The sequence below is a fragment of the Cognatiyoonia sp. IB215446 genome, from assembly GCF_033963825.1.
Classification (GTDB): Bacteria; Pseudomonadota; Alphaproteobacteria; order Rhodobacterales; family Rhodobacteraceae; genus Yoonia.
The window spans coordinates 358,796-371,749 of the sequence record NZ_JAXBMD010000001.1 but is presented as its reverse complement, the minus strand read 5'-3'; the positions used below and the strand labels follow the sequence as shown (position 1 = coordinate 371,749).

General features: G+C 58.8%; 11 protein-coding genes. 5 read left to right on the top strand and 6 right to left on the bottom strand.

The annotated features are described in order from the left end of the window. Window positions 1-60 precede the first annotated feature (60 nt). Window positions 61-1,236 (top strand): 23S rRNA (adenine(2503)-C(2))-methyltransferase RlmN, encoded by a 1,176-nt coding sequence (gene rlmN / locus SLH49_RS01880; RefSeq protein ID WP_320267475.1) that lies wholly within the window; start codon window positions 61-63, stop codon window positions 1,234-1,236. Between the two features lie 86 nt (window positions 1,237-1,322). Here the strand turns inward: rlmN and SLH49_RS01875 are convergent, their stop codons facing one another. Then, window positions 1,323-2,441, bottom strand: a complete 1,119-nt coding sequence (locus tag SLH49_RS01875) for a Gfo/Idh/MocA family oxidoreductase (protein WP_320267474.1) — start codon at window positions 2,439-2,441, stop codon at window positions 1,323-1,325. Further along, window positions 2,438-3,196, bottom strand: coding sequence for a sugar phosphate isomerase/epimerase (locus tag SLH49_RS01870; protein ID WP_320267473.1), 759 nt, complete (start codon window positions 3,194-3,196; stop codon window positions 2,438-2,440). The genes SLH49_RS01875 and SLH49_RS01870 overlap by 4 nt, the downstream gene beginning before the upstream one ends. A 224-nt stretch (window positions 3,197-3,420) precedes the next feature. On the opposite strand from SLH49_RS01870, the gene SLH49_RS01865 reads away from it, so the two are divergent. Further along, window positions 3,421-4,461: a LacI family transcriptional regulator gene (locus tag SLH49_RS01865; protein ID WP_320267472.1), complete on the top strand. Its 1,041-nt coding sequence runs from the start codon at window positions 3,421-3,423 to the stop codon at window positions 4,459-4,461. Between the two features lie 9 nt (window positions 4,462-4,470). On the opposite strand, the gene SLH49_RS01860 is transcribed toward SLH49_RS01865, so the two are convergent. After that, complete coding sequence (locus SLH49_RS01860; protein WP_320267471.1) at window positions 4,471-5,316, bottom strand: TIGR00730 family Rossman fold protein; 846 nt, start codon at window positions 5,314-5,316, stop codon at window positions 4,471-4,473. A gap of 132 nt (window positions 5,317-5,448) precedes the next feature. Here SLH49_RS01860 and dapD point away from each other — a divergent pair, with 132 nt between their 5' ends. Together dapD and SLH49_RS01850 are read left to right on the top strand one after the other, a co-directional pair. Continuing rightward, on the top strand, window positions 5,449-6,276 hold the full coding sequence (gene dapD / locus SLH49_RS01855; RefSeq protein ID WP_320267470.1) for a 2,3,4,5-tetrahydropyridine-2,6-dicarboxylate N-succinyltransferase: 828 nt from the start codon (window positions 5,449-5,451) through the stop codon (window positions 6,274-6,276). Window position 6,277: 1 nt separating this feature from the next. Beyond that, entirely contained in the window at window positions 6,278-6,553 is a 276-nt protein-coding gene (locus SLH49_RS01850; RefSeq protein WP_320267469.1) for a hypothetical protein, read from the top strand. Between the two features lie 22 nt (window positions 6,554-6,575). Here the strand turns inward: SLH49_RS01850 and SLH49_RS01845 are convergent, their stop codons facing one another. Further along, window positions 6,576-7,595: a Hint domain-containing protein gene (locus tag SLH49_RS01845; protein WP_320267468.1), complete on the bottom strand. Its 1,020-nt coding sequence runs from the start codon at window positions 7,593-7,595 to the stop codon at window positions 6,576-6,578. A 213-nt stretch (window positions 7,596-7,808) separates the two neighbouring features. Here SLH49_RS01845 and SLH49_RS01840 point away from each other — a divergent pair, with 213 nt between their 5' ends. Further along, window positions 7,809-8,138, top strand: coding sequence for a hypothetical protein (locus SLH49_RS01840; protein WP_320267467.1), 330 nt, complete (start codon window positions 7,809-7,811; stop codon window positions 8,136-8,138). Window positions 8,139-8,191: 53 nt separating this feature from the next. Here the strand turns inward: SLH49_RS01840 and SLH49_RS01835 are convergent, their stop codons facing one another. Together SLH49_RS01835 and SLH49_RS01830 are read right to left on the bottom strand one after the other, a co-directional pair. Further along, window positions 8,192-9,622 carry a hypothetical protein gene (locus SLH49_RS01835; protein WP_320267466.1) on the bottom strand — a complete coding sequence of 477 codons (1,431 nt, stop codon included), beginning with the start codon at window positions 9,620-9,622 and terminating at the stop codon, window positions 8,192-8,194. A gap of 161 nt (window positions 9,623-9,783) precedes the next feature. Beyond that, on the bottom strand, window positions 9,784-12,951 hold the full coding sequence (locus SLH49_RS01830) for an efflux RND transporter permease subunit (protein ID WP_320267465.1): 3,168 nt from the start codon (window positions 12,949-12,951) through the stop codon (window positions 9,784-9,786). Window positions 12,952-12,954 lie beyond the last annotated feature (3 nt).

Sequence of the window (12,954 nt, the reverse complement as noted above, 5' to 3'; positions counted from 1 at the left end):
TTGCGAAAATCGGCCCTTCCTCTTATATGCCAAGTCTGATCCAGAAAAATGAGTCGCCCGATGCCTGCAAGCGCCCCGATCACACAGGACGTCATGACCTTTCCGCGCCAGCTGCCGGACGGGCTGCCAAACCTTGTGGGCATGACGAGCGACGCGATGCGCGAGGCGTTGGTTGGTGTCGGGACACCAGAAAAACAGGCGAAAATGCGCGTCGGGCAGATCTGGCAATGGATTTACCACTGGGGCGTACGCGACTTCGCAGCAATGACCAACCTCGCCAAAGACTATCGTGCGATGCTGGCCGAGAACTTCGTCATCGAAGTTCCTGAAGTCGTAACGCGCAAAGTCTCGGATGATGGGACGCGCAAATATCTTGTGCGCATCGCCGGCGGGCATGAGGTGGAGGTCGTCTATATCCCCGAGACGGATCGCGGGACCTTGTGTATTTCGTCCCAAGTCGGCTGCACGCTGACCTGTTCGTTCTGCCATACCGGCACCCAGAAATTGGTCCGTAACCTGACCGCAGGAGAGATCATCGGCCAGGTCATGATCGCGCGTGATGATTTGGATGAATGGCCCGTGCCGGGCGCACCCAAGGACGAAACGCGGCTCTTGTCCAACATCGTCCTGATGGGTATGGGCGAGCCGCTCTACAATTTTGAGAATGTACGCGACGCGATGAAGATCGCGATGGACTCGCATGGCATCCAACTCTCACGTCGCCGGATCACGCTGTCGACTTCTGGCGTCGTGCCTGAGATTGCGCGGACGGCCGAAGAAATCGGCTGCCAGCTAGCTGTATCCTTTCACGCGACGACGGATGACGTACGCGACAAGCTGGTGCCGATCAACAAGCGCTGGAATATTGCAGAATTGCTCGATGCCTTGCGCAGCTATCCCAAAGTCTCGAATTCAGAGCGGATCACGTTTGAATACGTGATGCTGGATGGCGTGAATGACACGGATGAGGATGCGCGCCGCCTGATCAAGCTGATCGATGGTATACCGGCAAAGATCAATCTGATCCCATTCAATGAATGGCCGGGCGCGCCCTATAAGCGGTCATCAAACAACCGTATTCGGGCCTTTGCGGATATCATCTACAAAGCGGGCTATGCCTCTCCCATTCGGACGCCACGTGGGGAAGACATCATGGCCGCCTGCGGGCAGTTGAAATCTGCCACCGAACGGGCCCGCAAAAGCCGGGCACAGATTGCACAAGAGGCCGGGCTTTAATCGGATCTTGGAGACAGGTTCTCCAAGGTAGTGTGCGTCATTCGTAAACGGTTTCCGGAGCACACGCACCGATATCCGTATGAAAGTTAGGCCAGCAAGGCGCGCGCTTCGTCTGGCGAAAGGGCCGCTGGACGTTCGCAGGTCGTGGTCAGATCCACAAAGCGCCGCTCCTCCCCCGCCTTCAAGATGCTCGTCATGACATCAACGGCATGCACGGCCAGATCGATACTGCAGCGGTGCGGGCGGCCCTCTACAATCGCGGTCGCCATGTCTGCAAGACCTGCACAACGATAATTGGCCCGGTCGTCCTGGTTATTGACCCCAAACGGATGATTCCAATCAGGCAAAGGCTTGATACTCCCGTCGCCTGTGCCGATTTCAACGGTCCCGCCAAAGAAGTTGGGATCAGGCAGGAACAGCGACGCGTCTTCGCCATAAAGCTCCATGTGCGTATGCCGATGCGCCTGGACATCCCAGCTTGCACCAAGGGTGATCGTGGTGCCATTTGCCATCTGCAACAGCGCATGGATGTTTGTCGGCGTTGCGACCGGCACCTTCTCTCCCGCACGATCACCAGATCCGATGAGCCGTTCTTTGAATGCCGCCGTCGCCAATGACGCGACGGACTTCACCGGGCCCAAAAGCTGAATGAGGTTGGTGACATAGTAGGGACCAATATCAAGGATCGGGCCAGCGCCCGGTTGGTAAAAGAAATCCGGGTTCGGGTGCCAGCTTTCCATCCCGCGGTCCATCACGTGGCAGGTGCCCCCAATCACGTTGCCAATCTGGCCCTTGTCAATCGCTGCACGGGCCTGCTGATGGGCGGCGCCCAGAAATGTATCCGGTGCGACGCCCACGCGAAGGTTCCGTGCTGCGGCTAGGGCGCGCAGTTCTTCCGCCTCGGACAAATCAAGAACCAGCGGCTTCTCGGAATAAGCATGTTTGCCCGCTTGCAGGATCTGCCTTGTCACCTCAAAATGCACGACCGGGATTGTCAGATTGACGATTATGTCAATGTCTTTTGCGGCAAGCAGATCGGCAACCGTCTCGGCCCGCACACCATATTGCGCGGCACGGAAATTAGCGGCGTCCATGTTGAGGTCAGCCACCGCAACCATGCGAAGCAATCTGAAAAGCGGCGCCAATGACAGATATGTCGTTGAGATATTGCCGCAGCCGATAATGCCGACGCGTAATTGTGTCATGAATGCTGTCCTTCGAATGCTTTGACCGATGCAAGACTGCGCGTCGCAAAGCGATTGTCATCATTTGGGTTGTCGTGTTCGATTACGTAGTGATCGACGCCGGCGCCTTGCAGCGCTTCATGGATGGCTGGCCAGTCCATGATGCCATGTCCCACATCGGCCCAGCCATCTTCATCGGCGCATGCGCCGTCAGCAGCGATATCCTTAACATGCACCGACGCGATCCGGCCCGCGTATTTGTTGATCCAGGCGACCGGATCGTGGCCAGCCACACGAACCCAGCCCAAATCAAGCTCCAACATCAGGTCGTCCGACGCAGCGGCAATCAGATCAAGCGGGATATCCCCACTACTTGTCACATCGAACTCAAAGGCGTGATTGTGCCATCCAAAGATCAGCCCCGCATCCATGAACGGTTTGCCCGCCTCGGCCAAGCGCTTGCCAAAGGCGGCCCAACTGGCGGTGTCGCGCGGGCGATCCTCGGCATCGATGTAAGGCACAAACACCTTTTGCACGCCCAAGGCTTTGGCGATCCGTAATGCGTCATCAAGGGCACCGGCGATCATATCCAGCCCCATATGGCAACTTGTCATCTGCAGATCGTTGACATCCAGCGCAGCCTTCAGCCCGTCCATGTCCGTGAACAGCCCGGCATAACCCTCAACCTCGGTAAAGCCTGCCTTTGCCAGCATGCGCAAAGTGTGATTCAACGGCGGGAAATTGCGGGAACAATAGAGTTGATAGGATATCCGCATGGTCAGTGTCCTTTAGACAAATTCGGCGCGCTGCCCGCGACAGTGCGGCGCGTCACTACCCAGATCCGAAATCGTTATAGTTCGACCTATAACGATTTAGATTGACGCATCAATACAAAATTCGCAGAGTCAAGCTAAGGACTAGCATCCCGACGGGAATTGCGTGATAGAGCCGAAAGCAGCGCGTCGATCCTGTCAATGCGCCACCGCCAGAAAGACGAAGCATGTCGCAAGACAAAATCGACAACAGCAAGCCGTCCAGAACTGCGGCCAACGAAAAGCCGACGCTCAAGACGATTGCCCGCCTCAGCGGTCTTGCCGTGCCAACAGTGTCGCGGGCGCTGAATGATGCGCCCGATATCGGCACCGACACAAAAAAGCTGATCCGCCAAATCGCAACCGATATCGGCTATGTGCCCAATCGGGCTGGCGTCAGGCTCCGCACGGGCCGCACGAATGTCGTTAGCCTTGTGATATCGACCGAGCATGATTTCATGGGCCATACGGCCCGCCTGATCACCTCGGTCGCAGGTGGATTGCGGCACACGCCTTTTCATCTGGTCGTGACGCCGTTTTTTCCGGATCAGGACCCGATGGTACCCGTACGCTATATCGTCGAAACAGGCTCCGCCGATGCGATCATCATGAACCAGGTCCAGCCCGACGATCCGCGCGTCGCCTATCTGATGGAACGCAATTTTCCCTTTGCCACCCATGGCCGCAGCAATTGGGCCGATCAGCATCCATATTACGACTTCGACAATAAAGCATTTGGGCAGATCGCGATCAAAAAGCTTGCCGCACGCGGTCGCAAGTCAATCCTGATCATCGCGCCGCCACGCACGCAAAGTTACGCGCAACACATCATTTCTGGTGTTCGGGAAAGCGTCGATCCTCATGGTGCCGAGATCCTTATTGCTGACGAAATCACCAGTGACGCGTCCGGGGCTGAAGTTGTGGCTTTTGTGCAAGATAAACTGCGAGAACGGCCCGATATTGACGCGGTTGTGACCGCCTCAACCTCCTCTGCGATGGCTGCCGTCGCCGCGATTGAGCAGCACGGCGCGCAGGTGGGCCAGCAGATCGATGTCTTTGCGAAAGAGGCGATACCGTTCCTAAAGCTTTTCCGGGCTGACATTCTGACAATCGCGGAACAGGTGAACACGGCAGGTGAATTTCTGGCGCAAGCGGCCATTCAGGCGATCCGCAGCCCGGACGACCCGCCAATGCAGGCGCTGGACGTTCCCGAAGACCGGCGGTCTTGAAAGGGTCAGCTATCGCCCCGGGATCGCACCGCGCTTGACGCCCTTACCCTCCCAATTGTCCAGAGCCGCCACCGCCTCATCAGCGGTTTCGACGAACCGGAAAAGCTTCAGATCATCTTGAGAGATCGTGCCCGCCTCCGCCAGAGCATCCCAGTTGATGATCTTGTCCCAGAACTCCCGACCGAACAGCAGGAAGGGGACCTGCGCCATCCGGCCTGTCTGGATCAGCGTAAGGGACTCGAATAGTTCGTCCAGCGTGCCGAACCCACCGGGAAAGACGCAGATTGCAGAGGCGCGCATCAGGAAATGCATCTTGCGGATGCCGAAATAGTGGAAGTTGAAGCAGAGTTCCGGCGTCACATAAGGGTTGGGCGATTGTTCATGCGGCAGCACGATGTTGAGCCCGATGGACTTGCCGCCCGCATCCTCCGCCCCACGATTGCCCGCCTCCATCACGCCCGGCCCACCGCCGGTGACGATCACATCGTCCTTGCCGCCCTTGGCCAGTGACTTCGCGGTCATGATCTGCGCGAATTTGCGCGCCTCATCGTAGTATTTGGTCAGATCCGCCAGCGTCTTTGTCCGCGCCTTGTTCTTATGCGCAGGCTCTGGAATCCGTGCGCCACCAAAAAGCACGATGGTCGAATTGATACCGGCCTCATTCATCAAGAGTTCAGGCTTGAGCAGTTCCAGTTGCAACCGCACCGGCCGCAATTCCTCGCGGCACATGAAATCCTCATCCGCGAAGGCAAGCCGATAGGATGGCGCGCGCGTTTGCGGCGTGTCGACGGCATGCGTGGCCGCCTCACGGTCCTGATGGCTGTCGCGGAAGGGATGCTTGCGGTCGTCTTTCATCGATCGGGTCCTGTCATGGTTTACCGCTAACATTTCGTGATGCGGGCATAGATGCAATGGGCATGGTTCACGATTGCGGAACATGGGCACGGCCTTTATAGCCAATCCGAATGAATGTGACCGGAGAATCCCATGTCGAACGCAGCCCTTGAGACCGCCATCGAAGCCGCTTGGGAGGCACGCGATACGATAACTCCGGCCACAACAGGTGAGACACGTGAGGCGATCGAGGACACATTGAACGCGCTCGACAGTGGTGATCTGCGCGTCGCCGAAAAGCAGGGTGACGGGTCGTGGCATGTGAACCAGTGGGCCAAAAAGGCGGTGCTGCTGGGCTTCCGCATCAAGGACATGGAACAGCAGGATGGCGGCCCGCAGGCGGGTGGCTGGTGGGACAAGGTCGACAGCAAGTTCAAGGGCTGGGGCGACAATCAATGGCGCGCAGCTGGCTTTCGGGCTGTGCCCAATTGCGTGGTCCGTAAATCAGCCTTTATCGCCCCCGGCGTCGTGCTGATGCCATCCTTCGTGAACCTTGGGGCTTACGTGGACGAAGGCACGATGGTCGACACATGGGCCACCGTTGGCTCCTGCGCGCAGATTGGCAAGAACGTGCATCTCTCTGGCGGTGTCGGCATCGGCGGTGTTCTCGAGCCAATGCAGGCCGGACCAACGATCATCGAAGACAACTGCTTTATCGGCGCCCGCTCTGAAGTGGTCGAGGGCTGCATCGTTCGCGAAGGTTCCGTCCTCGGCATGGGCGTCTTCATCGGCCAATCCACCAAGATCGTGGACCGCGAAACGGGTGAGGTCATGTATGGCGAGGTGCCGCCCTATTCGGTGGTCGTCGCAGGCTCCATGCCGTCCAAGAACGACATCAACCTATATTGCGCGGTGATCGTCAAACGTGTCGACGAAAGAACGCGCTCAAAGACCGGCATCAACGAGCTTTTGCGCGACTAGGATGATCCTGAGCCGCTTTCTTGCGCGCAAGCGGATTGCGGCGGGCATGCACCCGTCATTCCGGGCAGCCTGGGCGCCAGTTGCCTTTGACACCTGTGTCATCGCACTGATCCTGGGCGTACTGTTCCTGCCCATCGTGTCGCTTACGCTGGCCATGGGCTTGAGCCTATTCTGGCGCATCGTGTTTCTGATGGTTGCTGTTTACGTCCCGTTTCAGATCGTCGTGGTTATTTCAACGATCTGGGCTATCAGATCACGTTGGGACGAAAACGCCTGATCCTTCATGACGCATTTCGGGATCATGTGGCGGACAAAAGAACGTCCGCCTCATAGCGCTTGAGCACCCGCCGTGCGGTTGGCAGCTTTGAAAGATCCGGAAAGAGCGAAAAAACTTCACGCCGCGCTGCACGATCAAATTTTGAAACTGTTCTCTGCGCGGGATGAAAGCTCTCGGTAGGCAAACCGTTCGAAATCAGGATTTGATGCGCATCGAACAGAAGGTGATAATAGCAGATATCTTGGTTAACGGTCGCTCTGAGGATCCCGTCAAATTGATCGACAAGGAATTTCGCGGGGACCAATGCTTCGCTTTCGCCGAAAAGAAGTTCCGCCTTTGCATCGCGGATCAAGATGCGATGACATGGCGAAAGTGTCAGATCAGTTGAGGGTTTTTGAGCCCCGAGCGCGCCTGCGGAAATGACGATAGGCGTCCATTCAGGTCGCTGGCGTATCTCATTTGGCGCAAGCATGCGCGAACCCACCCAGCGTAGCTGACATGGCCCATCATCCAGCGTGTTGACCCAATCACCGGCTCGCAGTGCTTCGACGGGCGCTGCACCTGTCGGTGTCATGATCAACGTGCCCTGCCCAAAGCAGGTCAACACAAAATCATCCACGACCAGTGCCGAATTCACGCCGCCAAAACCAAAACCGCCCCGAAACTGCAGCACCGCATCCTCGAAAGGCGACACAAATGTAATGCTGACGTTGTTCGTGACCCCATTGAAGGCAAATTCGAACCCAAGGAACTCTGTATTACCCAGACTGCCGTCGGGGTTCAGCTCAATGAGTTCGATGTTTAAGCCGAAGCCACCAAATGCAGGACCAACTTCCTGCATCGTAAAGGTCAGCGTGTATTCGGTACCCGGTTCAAGGCTCACCTGCTGCTGTAGTCTATCACCATCCTGCACATCGTTGTTACCGGTACCGAAGACAACCCATCCATTTGCAGCATCAAAGGTCGGCGCAGTCGGCCCCGTACCAAGGACAGTCCAGCCGTTCAAACCATCCGCAAAATCACCATTTTCAAGAATTGACATTTTGGACACTCCCATTCGACGCATATCAGTTTTTGGGCATCTCCCAAAGAATGAACTTGCCGTTACATGGCATCGCGGCGTACTTGGATATTGCGTGGCTTAGCGGTGCGCAAACGCGAGATTTTGAGGCGGTTCCAACCCTGTAGCGCGTGGACATTGACACATGGAATAGTTCACCGCATGCAGGTGCGACCCTAACTGCAGGCCGCCTTTATGTCCGTGAAAGCATCCAAACAAAAAATCTTTACGTTATTGGTTCAGGTGGGCCGGAACGCCGGTGACGGCCTGCCTGAAGGGGCTACTGGGGGCGCACTGATGTGCTATGCCAGCGGCGTGGATGAGGCCGAGGCGGTGCGCGAAACGGTGGCGATCCTCAAGCAGGCTGACCTCGCCCCCTTGGATGTGTCGGGTTACGGCACACTTGAGGAACGGCTGGCCGAGGGGCATGACATCTCGGACGAGGAAAAGACGCTGATGCAGCGGGCGCTCAACGAAAACAGCGTCATCGTCGCGCAGATGACGCCATTTTTTGACGACGACTGACAAACGCGGCTGGAAACCGGCTATAGCATTGCCTGACCTTTGACGCGCGGCGTTCAACGCAAAAGCACCAGCCCTTCATCGACACTGTAAACCGCGCGCTGGCCTGAAAGGATTACCGTGTTCACCCCGCGATCCAGAAACCGACGCGGCGCACCGACCGGGGCGACATATCCCAACCCACCTGCATTCTCGCCATGCATGATCAGCCCACGCGCCACGATCCGCCGGGACGCATCGAGACCACTGGAATAGACCAAACCAGAGCCGCCCGAAATCGTGAGAACCCCATTCATCTGCACATCCGGCGCTTGCCAAACCGGTGCAAAGCCCCGCCCATCCCAAGCCAGCGAGACCACGCCCCCCGCGCGTGGGTTGGCGCGATAGCCGCCATAATCAGCAATCACAACTTGTCTGCCGTCGGTGGCGGGCGAATTTTCCGCGGTGCGGATAAATCCGGGCAACCTGACCTCCCCCACCTCTGGCCGCGCGCCGTCACGCCGCACCCAGATCAGGCGCGATGCATCACGGTTGCTGCACTCGATACGACCGGAAAAGACGCCAGTTACAGCGCAAATACCTTCGACCAGCACGACGAAGCGGTCTCTGCCAAAGCCAACCAATGTGGGGGTGGTCCCGGTCCGCTCCGCAAGATCAATGGGCACAGACCACCGGCGCGTCATGGTTGAACCTGTCTGATCAATCCGCACCAGCGCCTCATCTGTGGCTACATAAAGCGCGCTTCGACCGCCCCCGAGGCTTTCGACGGGAATGTTGTTCGTCGGTCGGCCCGCACCAACTTGCACGCAGGCGATCAGATTGCCTGAACGCGGATTTGCCGTGACAAGATAAGTGACGCGTGCGCCACCGATCCGGAAAATCGCGGGAACGGCGATGCTCCCGTCCCAAAGCGGCACAACGTTGGATGCGGTATAGCCCATCTCGCCGCGCGCGCCGCAGAGCCGCCTGATTGTTGGCGCATCAAACCGGATCTGGCGGAGGCAGCGTAACGGACCATCCCGATCTTCGAACACCAGCAGCGCTGGATCCTGCCCGGCACAGGCGCTGCCGCGATGTACGGCAGGGCGCAATCCGAGCGGTTGCGGAACGATGATCAGATCCGGGCCGCCCTGCCCTGCAAGTGCCACGATATTCCAACTGATCGACCCAACCCGCGTCAGCTGAAACCCCGTCTCAAATGCTAAGTCCGGCGCGGTCCGATACCGGAAAAGATGGGTCAGGCTGGCCCCGTAAAGCGCGCCACGCCCCGTCTCGACCAGCCACGGCGATGTCCCTTTCACACCCGCACCATAAGGGACAAGCGTCGCACTGCCTTGGCCTGTGGGTCCCGGACGGGCACTAAAGGCGGCTTGAGCTGATGACCCATGCCCCATCGCCCAGTCACTCGCGAGGTTTGGATTGCGCGGCGGCTCTGCCCGCGCAAGGCTCGCCCAGCATGCCAGAGCCATCGTTATGATAAACCACATCTTCCATCTCCCTTCTGGGCTGCAACAAATCCAAGCAGGCCGGACACGCGATAGGGGGCGGTCCAACCTGATCTTCTCTCACGCATACGCGGGAGATGGCGCAGACCTACGCTGGAGGTGCATGTTTTTTCGAAGAACGCTGATTGGGTTGCGCGCCTGGTTTACTCTGCTGGCAGGGCGTCCAAGTCGCGCGTGGCGCTTGGCTTACGCGTCAGCACCAGTCGCAATAGTGGTGGCACGGTCAGGAGCGTCAAGAACGCTGACATCGACAAGCCACCCACGACCACGGCACCAAGACCACGATAAAGCTCCGACCCCGCACCGGGGAAGATCACTAGCGGCAGCATCCCGAAAACCGATGTGAGCGTAGACATGAAAATCGGCCTGATCCGGTTGCGTGTCGCTTCTTCGATGGCATCAACGGGGCTCATCCCCTCTTCGCGCAGGTGATAGAGCGATTGGTGCACGATCAGGATCGCGTTATTCACGACGATCCCCACGAGGATCACAAAGCCCAATAAGGTCAGCATGTCCAAAGGCTGCGTGCCGATCATATTCAGCACCGCCAGACCGCCCACCCCGCCTGCCGCTGCAACGGGGACGGAGATCATGACGACCAGCGGCAAAACAAAGCTCTCAAACAGGATCGCCATGACAAGGAATACGATCAGCATCGCCACTATCAGGTTGATCTGGATCGCGTTCCAGGTTTGCGACAACTGATCAGCAGTGCCTGAGACCGAGAGCCGCACACCCGGCGGCAGGCCCTGTTCTTCCAACGGCGCGATCACCTCCGTTTCAAGCAACTCCACCGCCGCTTCCAATGGCAAAGCGTCGGATGGGCGCACTTCCAGCGTCACGGTTCTGAGCCGCTCAAGATGGCGGATTTCCGTGGGTCCAGCGGTGACGCGGACCTCGGCCAGTTCCGACGCGGGAATGATCTGCCCCGACGGTGTCACAACCGGAAAGGACCCGATATCCTGCGTCCGCAAAGCCGATTGCACCGTCTCGTCGCCTTTCAGCGTCAGGTCGATCCGCCGGTTGCCCACGCTGATCTCGGCCACGCGGATCCCGTCATTATAGGCGTCAATCGTCGCAGCAAGGGCTTGCGTCGTCAGCCCCGCATCTGCCAGCCGCAACCGGTCGGGGATCAGACGCACCTCTGGCGCGCCAAGTTCCAGCCCAGGGATAGGTCGGAACTGATGCCCCTCAGATCGTGGCAAAAGACGCGCGACATTGCCAGCGGCCTGCCCCGCAACGCCGAGGATCTCTTCAAGTTCATTACCGGTGATGTTCAACTCAATCGTGCGGCCCCCACCCACGCCACGCCCGAAAAGCGACGGCTGGGTCATGAAGCCAAACGTGCCCGGCTCGGAAAAGATCGGGCGCGACAGGATCGGGATCACCTCTGCGACACGGTCACCATCGACCGTTGCCGCACCGACAAAGCTGTTGCCCGGCGTCGCCACGAAGAAAAAGCTTTCGAGCGCCGGTGCACCTTCCGCGGTCTCGGTGGCGGGTGCCGCTTCCCACATGGGCTGTGCGACGGTTTCAATCCGCTGGGCGATGGTCTCGGTCGTTTCAAGATTATAGCCCGGCGGCGGGATGATCAGGCCGAAGACCAGATTGCGATTGCCCTCTGGCAGGTATTCGAGCTTGGGCAGGAACGTGAAGGCGGCCACGGCAGCGCTCGTCGCGATGGCTGAAACGAAAAGCAGGCCCAGCGCACGAAACCGTACTGTCATCTGCACATATTTCATGACCAGCCAGCTGAACGCGCGGGCGAAGTGATCGATGATCGGCAGCCGTAATGTCTTGGCCTCACCTCCCGCCAAAATGCGGCTTGAAAGCGCCGGGATCACGGTGACCGCCACGAGAAGCGACAAGAGCACCGAGACCGAAATCGCGACGGCGATATCACGGAAAAGCTGCCCTGCCTCCAGCTCCATTACCAGGATCGGGATGAAGACCATCACGGTGGTGAGGGCCGAGACAAGGATCGCCCCCCAGACCTGCCGCGCACCGTGATAGGCCGCATCGCGCCGGTTCATGCCGCGTTCGCGCAGGCGACAGATGTTTTCGAGTACCACAATCGCCGCATCGACGATCATCCCGATGGCAAAGGCGATGCCAGCGAGCGAGATCACATTCAGCGTCCGGCCCGTCGCCGCCATCGCCACAAATGTCGCCACGATGGAGACCGGAATGGCCAGACTGATCACCAGCGTTGCACGCGGCGAGCGCAGGAAGATCAGGAGGACGAGCGCGGCAAGAAGGCCACCGATCCAGATGTTCTGCACGACCAGATCGATGGCCCCTTCGATATAGATCGTCTCGTCATACACCTGTTCCAGCACAAGATTTTCGCGGGTGATCGGCCCGGCCTCAAGCTCAGCCAAAACCGTTTTGACCTCTTCCATGGTCGAGATCACGTTCGCGCCTTGTTCGCGGATCAGGTTGAAGGCCAGCGCAGGCTCACCGCGAAAGCGCAATTGCGCGGTGTTTTCCTTGTAGGCAAAGCCCACATCGGCCACGTCCGACACACGCACGCGGCCCAGAATACCCGCGGCACCCTGCCCCTCACTGCGCAGAACGACGTCCTCGATGGACTGGATCGTATCGAGCCGCCCCTCGGCCCGGACCACATAACGGCGCTTGCCCTCGTCGACCTCACCAGCGGAAACGCTGACATTTTCTGACCGCAAGCTTTGGACAACCGCCGGAATGGTCATGTTGTAGCGGGCGAGTTCCTCGGGGTTGATGACGATCTGCAACTCGCGTGAGACGCCGCCAAAGACGTTGACGGTGGATATGCCGTCGATCCTCTCCAGTCGCTCTTTGACCTCATCTTCCAGAAAGTCGCCGTAATTTGGCATCGGAGTCAGATTGCCCTCACCCGCGCTGACGATAACCCAGGCAATCGGGCTGTCATCGGCACCTGCTGTATTCAGCGTCGGCTCACCCGCCTCGTCAGGATAGCCACCGACCCGGTCAAGCCGGTTTGAGACCAGCAAAAGTACATCGCCCATGTCAGAGCCAACGGCGAATTCCAGCGTAACCTCAGCCTGACCCGTCCGCGACCGGCTCGTCATCCGTTCCAGCCCCTCAAGGCCGCGAAACGCATCCTCTTGCGGGTTCACGATCTCGCGTTCGACCTCGGCGGGCGCGGCGCCGGGCCAGGATGTTTCGACGACAACGATGGGTTTGCGCACGTCGGGTGCGAGCTGCACCGGGATTCGCGTAAGCGCCAGAACGCCGAACAGAACCGCCATCACCACGATGGCCATGACCGCGATGGGGCGCTCAATCGAAAGGCGGATCGGGTTCATGAT